The following is a 263-nucleotide window of genomic DNA, read 5'->3' as shown; positions in this document are numbered from 1 at the left end:
CCGCAAGATCATTCACGCCTTTAATATGGGAAGAGCCTTGGCTGAGCGTAAGCTTGCTGGCTAATACCGCAGTAATACTGGCGATAAACAGCATACTCAGCACACCAATGAACACCGTAGCAATTCGTCCGGTTAAGCTCTTAAACTCAAAGTAATTGAATGGGCCTCGAGTGATAAAAAGCAAACCCAATATGAAACTTTCTAACCAACGGCCCGTTCGGCTTTTCATCGAATAGAGCTTTTCATTTTCACCGTGTTCCAAT

At 44.1% G+C, this 263-nt stretch carries 1 pseudogene; it reads right to left on the bottom strand.

Going from position 1 to position 263, the window contains the following annotated elements:
* Positions 1 to 263 (bottom strand): annotated as a pseudogene (locus AB4512_RS24830) (ABC transporter substrate-binding protein); the annotation flags it as partial.

The sequence above is a fragment of the Vibrio sp. 10N.222.52.B7 genome, from assembly GCF_041474275.1.
In the GTDB taxonomy this organism is placed as follows: Bacteria; Pseudomonadota; Gammaproteobacteria; order Enterobacterales; family Vibrionaceae; genus Vibrio; species Vibrio crassostreae_C.
This window is presented reverse-complemented; position numbering and strand designations above follow the sequence as displayed.